General features: G+C 70.9%; 1 pseudogene. It reads left to right on the top strand.

Annotation, left to right across the window (positions count from 1 at the left end):
- Positions 1 to 198: pseudogene (locus ACPYOM_RS24255) on the top strand (ATP-binding cassette domain-containing protein); the annotation flags it as partial.
- Between the last annotated feature and the right edge of the window lie 32 nt (positions 199 to 230).

Genomic DNA, 230 nt, shown 5'->3' with positions numbered 1-230 from the left:
GTCGGTGAGTCCGGCTGCGGCAAGTCCACGGTGGCCAAGGCCCTCGTACGCCGGCTGCGCCCCACGTCGGGCTCGATCGTCCTCGACGGCACCGACTTCGCGACGCTGTCCGAGCGCGCGCTGCGCCCGCTGCGGCACCACATCCAGATGGGGTTCCAGGACCCCTATGGCTCGCTGGACCCGCATCTCACGGCGCAGTAGATCGTCGTCGAACCGGTCGCGGTCCGTGG

It is taken from the genome of Monashia sp. HAY1-2A (assembly GCF_056755315.1).
This window is presented reverse-complemented; position numbering and strand designations above follow the sequence as displayed.